A 4,697-nucleotide genomic window follows, 5' to 3' on the forward strand; every position below is an offset into this window, starting at 1 on the left:
TGCGCTGAACTTCATCACGCCGCACCAGAAGTGGGGCATTCACTCCACCTACAGTGACAACCTGATGATGCTCACGCTGAACCGCGGTGGCAGCGTGGTCTGGCTGAGTGAAGACGACGCCAAGAGCGCTGGTATTGAGGACAACGACTGGATCGAAGTCTTCAACATCAACGGCGCCATTGCGGCCCGCGCCGTGGTGAGCCAGCGTGTCAACCCCGGCATGACGCTGATGTACCACTCGCAGGAGAAGATCATCAACACTCCCGGCTCGGAAATCACCGGGGTGCGCGGCGGCATCCACAACTCGGTCACCCGCATTGTGCTCAAACCGACCCACATGATTGGCGGCTACGCCCAGTTCAGCTACGGTTTCAACTACTACGGCACCATCGGCACCAACCGCGACGAGTTTGTGGTGGTGCGCAAGATGGCCAAGGTGGACTGGCTGGACGAAGAGGGAACTGCAGCATGAACCGCGCTGCCTTACTCCTTCTCCCCCTGGGGGAAGGTAGGGATGGGGGCTGGCTTACCCGCAGCGTACGTCGGGTATCCAACTCCGCGAATGTCCCCCGGCTCGGTCTGCGACCGTGCCTCCTCCTTTATTTCGCTACGTCAGACACCCAACGCACGCTGCTAGCCGTTGTCGGGGTCATTTCATGGTTGATGGGTTCAACTGTTTTGATGAATGAAAGAGAGATTTGAAATGAAAATTCGCGCACAAATCGGCATGGTGCTGAACCTGGACAAATGTATTGGTTGCCACACCTGCTCTGTCACCTGCAAAAATGTCTGGACCAGCCGCCCCGGCATGGAATACGCCTGGTTCAACAACGTCGAGACCAAGCCCGGCATTGGGTACCCCAAGGAATGGGAAAACCAGGACAAGTGGAACGGCGGCTGGATTCGCAAGGCCGACGGCAAGATCGAGCCGCGCCAGGGCGCCAAGTGGAAACTGCTCATGCGCATCTTCGCCAACCCGAACCTGCCGCAAATCGACGACTACTACGAGCCCTTCACCTTTGACTACGCCCACCTGCAATCGGCGCCCGAGTCCAAGGCCGCACCCACGGCCCGTCCGCGCAGCCTGATCACCGGCAAACGCATGGAGAAAATTGTCTGGGGCCCGAACTGGGAAGAAATTCTGGGCGGCGAGTTTTCCAAGCGCAGCAAGGACAAGAACTTCGACGACATCCAGAAGGACATCTACGGCCAGTTTGAAAACACCTTCATGATGTACCTGCCGCGCCTGTGCGAGCACTGCCTGAACCCGGCGTGCGTGGCATCCTGCCCGTCGGGCAGCATTTACAAGCGCGAGGAAGACGGCATTGTGCTGATCGACCAGGACAAGTGCCGCGGCTGGCGCATGTGCATCAGCGGCTGCCCCTACAAAAAGATTTACTACAACTGGAAGTCCGGCAAGGCCGAGAAGTGCATCTTCTGCTACCCGCGCATTGAGGCCGGCCAGCCCACGGTGTGCTCCGAGACCTGTGTCGGGCGCATCCGTTACCTGGGCGTGCTGCTGTATGACGCCGACCGCATCCAGGAGGCCGCCAGCGTAGAACATGACCGTGACCTGTACCAGGCCCAGCTTGACATCTTCCTGGATCCGAACGACCCCAAAGTGATTGAGCAGGCGCGCATCGACGGCATTCCCGACAAGTGGATGGAAGCCGCCCGCAAGAGCCCGGTCTACAAGATGGCGGTGGAGTGGAAAGTCGCCCTGCCCTTGCACCCCGAGTACCGCACCTTGCCGATGGTCTGGTATGTGCCACCGCTCTCCCCCATCAGCGCCGCAGCCAACGCCGGCAACATTGGCATCAACGGTGAAATCCCCGACGTCAAGCAACTGCGCATTCCGGTCAAGTACCTGGCCAATCTGCTCACCGCGGGTGACACCATGCCCGTCGAGCGGGCGCTGGAGCGCATGCTCGCCATGCGCGCTTACCAGCGCGGCAAACACGTGGATGGCAAACCCAACATGGCGGCGCTGGAACAAGTGCAAATGACCACGCTGGAAGTCGAGGAGATGTACCAGGTGATGGCCATTGCCAACTACGAAGACCGTTTTGTCATCCCCAGCACACACCGCGAATACGCCGAAAACACCTTTGACGTGCGCGGCGGCTGCGGCTTCTCGTTTGGCAACGGCTGCTCGGACGGCGCCAGCGAAAGCAGCCTGTTTGGTGGCAGCAAACGCCGCACCATTCCCATCCAGGCGGAGGTCTGATCATGAGCCTGTTTTCCAACCCTGCTCCTGCTTCTTTGAGCCTGCGCGTGCTGGCGCGGCTGCTGTCCTACCCGGACGCACAACTGCGCGGCGACCTGAATGACATGCGCCAGGCGCTGTTGTCCGAAAAAGCCATCGCCCCGGCGCGCCTGGACGAACTTGACGCACTCATCAACAGCCTGGCATGTGGCAATGCGCTTGAGAATGAGGCTGAGTACGTCGAGGTCTTTGACCGCGGCCGCGCCACTTCGCTGCACCTGTTCGAACATGTGCATGGCGACTCGCGCGACCGTGGCCCGGCCATGATCGACCTGGCCCAGACCTACGAAAAAGCCGGCCTGTTCCTTGGCCCCGACGAGATGCCGGACTACCTACCGGTGGTGCTTGAATTTGTGTCGACCCAGCCCCCCAAGGAGGCGCGCGCCTTTCTGGGCGAAATGGCGCACATTTTTAATGCCATTTTCAACGCCCTGCAACAGCGCAACAGCGCCTACGCCAGTGTGCTGGGCGCACTGCTGGAGCTCAGTGGCGAAAAGGCGCACCCGGTCAAGATCGTGGCCGATGAGCCACTGGACACCGCTTGGGAAGAACCGGTGGTGTTTGATGGTTGCTCCGTCAAGGGACAGACCCGGCCCGATCAACCCCAACCCATTCATTTTGTTAAAACCGATGCGGCCAAAGCCCGTCAAAGCGCGACCGCAACCGCTGGAGCCCCACTATGAACACCCTTGACTATCTCTTGTTTGGCGTCTACCCCTACATCGCCTTCGCCGTCTTCGTGCTCGGCAGCCTGATCCGCTTCGACCGCGACCAGTACACCTGGAAAAGCGACTCGTCGCAAATGCTGAAAATGGGGCAACTGCGCTGGGGCAGCAACCTGTTCCACATTGGCGTGTTGTTCCTGTTCTTTGGCCACACCTTCGGCATGCTGACACCGCACTTTGTCTACGAGCACTTCATCAGTGCCGGTGACAAACAACTCATGGCCATGATCAGCGGCGGCTTGGCCGGCCTGCTGGGTTTCATTGGTGTCACCATATTGTTGAACCGCCGCCTGACCGAGCCGCGCATCCGTATCAACTCCAAGACCAGCGACATCGTGCTGCTGGTGCTGCTGTGGCTGCAACTGGCGCTGGGTCTGGCCACCGTGCCGCTGTCAGGTCAACACCTGGACGGCAGCATGATGATGAAACTGGCGGGCTGGGCACAAGCCATCGTGACCTTCCAGCCGGGTGCGGTGGCACTGTTGACTGACGCCGGCTTCATCTTCAAGGCGCACATGTTCCTTGGCATGAGCATTTTCTTTATCTTCCCGTTCACCCGCCTGGTGCACGTCTGGAGCGGCTTTGCCTCAGTGACTTACCTGCTGCGCCCCTACCAGGTGGTGCGCGCCCGGCGCCTGAATGTGCCCGCCGGACAAAATCAGCCACGGCGCCCTGGCGCGGGTGTTTAAGGTGACCACCATGCAATCCACTACCCTTGCCGAAACCCCGGTGGCCAGCATCAACGGTGTGGCGCTTCACACCGCCGGTGACGCCCTGACCGCCGACGAATTGCGCCAGCGCGCTTACGCCGAATTGTTGCGTCAGACCGCCATGCAAAAGGGCCTGCTCGACGCCCATGACGCGCCCAGCACCGACGGTGTTACCAGCGAGGCGGCATCCGTCGCCATCGAGACCCTGCTGGAACAGGAACTGCTGGTGCCTGAGCCCTCCGAGGAAGCCTGCCGGCGCCACCACGCGGCCAACCAGACGAGCCACTACACCACCGGTGAGCGTGTCCATGTGCGCCACATCCTGTTCGCGGTCACGCCAGGGGTGGACCTGAATGCCCTGCGCAAGCAAGCCGAAGGCACGCTGCTCAATGTGCGCTGCTTTGACAGCAACAACACCAACGACGCGTTTGCCAAGGCTGCCAAGACCTTGTCCAACTGCCCCAGCGGCGCCGAAGGCGGCCAACTGGGCTGGTTGACCACCAGCGACTGCGCACCCGAGTTTGCCAAGGAACTGTTTGGCCACGCCGAGGTGGGTGTGCTGCCGCGCCTGGTGCACAGCCGTTTCGGCTTGCATGTGGTGGAGGTCATGGGGCGTGAGGCCGGCGTGGCCCAGCCCTTCGAGTCGGTGCACGGCGCGGTACGCATGACGCTGAAACAGCAGACCTTTGTGACCGCGCTGCGTCAGTACCTGAGTCTGCTGGCGGGCGAAGCGATTGTTCAGGGCGTGGACCTGGAAGCCGCCGACACACCGCTGGTGCAATAGGTCTACCCAAGATGCCGTCTGCTGCAGTGCCTGATGAATTGCTGGCGCGTATCCGGCGCTTTCACGACCACACCTTCCCGGGTGTGCAGGAGCAGTTCCAGACCCTGATTGCAGAGGGTCAGCACCCCACCATTCTTTTCATCGGCTGCTCGGACTCGCGCCTGGTGCCCTACATGCTGACCGGCATGGGTCCGGGCGAGCTGTTTCTGGTG

6 protein-coding genes are annotated in these 4,697 nt (G+C 61.1%); all 6 read left to right on the plus strand.

All coding sequences use genetic code 11. The annotated features are described in order from the left end of the window. The coding region (locus tag PHF15_RS16480) for a molybdopterin dinucleotide binding domain-containing protein (protein WP_300122902.1) at nucleotides 1-472 on the plus strand (472 nt) is incomplete at its 5' end. Between the two features lie 231 nt (nucleotides 473-703). Continuing rightward, on the plus strand, nucleotides 704-2,227 hold the full coding sequence (gene narH, locus PHF15_RS16485) for a nitrate reductase subunit beta (protein ID WP_300122906.1): 1,524 nt from the start codon (nucleotides 704-706) through the stop codon (nucleotides 2,225-2,227). Nucleotides 2,228-2,229: 2 nt separating this feature from the next. Continuing rightward, nucleotides 2,230-2,949 carry a nitrate reductase molybdenum cofactor assembly chaperone gene (narJ, locus tag PHF15_RS16490; protein WP_300122907.1) on the plus strand — a complete coding sequence of 240 codons (720 nt, stop codon included), beginning with the start codon at nucleotides 2,230-2,232 and terminating at the stop codon, nucleotides 2,947-2,949. After that, nucleotides 2,946-3,680: a respiratory nitrate reductase subunit gamma gene (gene narI / locus PHF15_RS16495; protein WP_300122909.1), complete on the plus strand. Its 735-nt coding sequence runs from the start codon at nucleotides 2,946-2,948 to the stop codon at nucleotides 3,678-3,680. Before narJ ends, narI begins: the two co-directional genes overlap by 4 nt. Nucleotides 3,681-3,690: 10 nt before the next feature. Next, the gene (locus tag PHF15_RS16500) at nucleotides 3,691-4,485 is read left to right on the plus strand and encodes a peptidylprolyl isomerase (protein ID WP_300122912.1); all 795 of its coding nucleotides are present in this window, start codon (nucleotides 3,691-3,693) and stop codon (nucleotides 4,483-4,485) included. Nucleotides 4,486-4,496: 11 nt separating this feature from the next. Beyond that, the coding region (locus PHF15_RS16505; protein WP_300122914.1) for a carbonic anhydrase at nucleotides 4,497-4,697 on the plus strand (201 nt) is incomplete at its 3' end.

It is taken from the genome of Rhodoferax sp., from assembly GCF_028689295.1.
Taxonomy (GTDB): domain Bacteria; phylum Pseudomonadota; class Gammaproteobacteria; order Burkholderiales; family Burkholderiaceae_C; genus Rhodoferax.

Coding starts and splice junctions, on each gene's coding strand:
- narH (WP_300122906.1), top strand. CDS start 704: ATGAAAATTCGCGCACAAATCGGCATGGTGCTGAACCTGGACAAATGT.
- narJ (WP_300122907.1), top strand. CDS start 2,230: ATGAGCCTGTTTTCCAACCCTGCTCCTGCTTCTTTGAGCCTGCGCGTG.
- narI (WP_300122909.1), top strand. CDS start 2,946: ATGAACACCCTTGACTATCTCTTGTTTGGCGTCTACCCCTACATCGCC.
- PHF15_RS16500 (WP_300122912.1), top strand. CDS start 3,691: ATGCAATCCACTACCCTTGCCGAAACCCCGGTGGCCAGCATCAACGGT.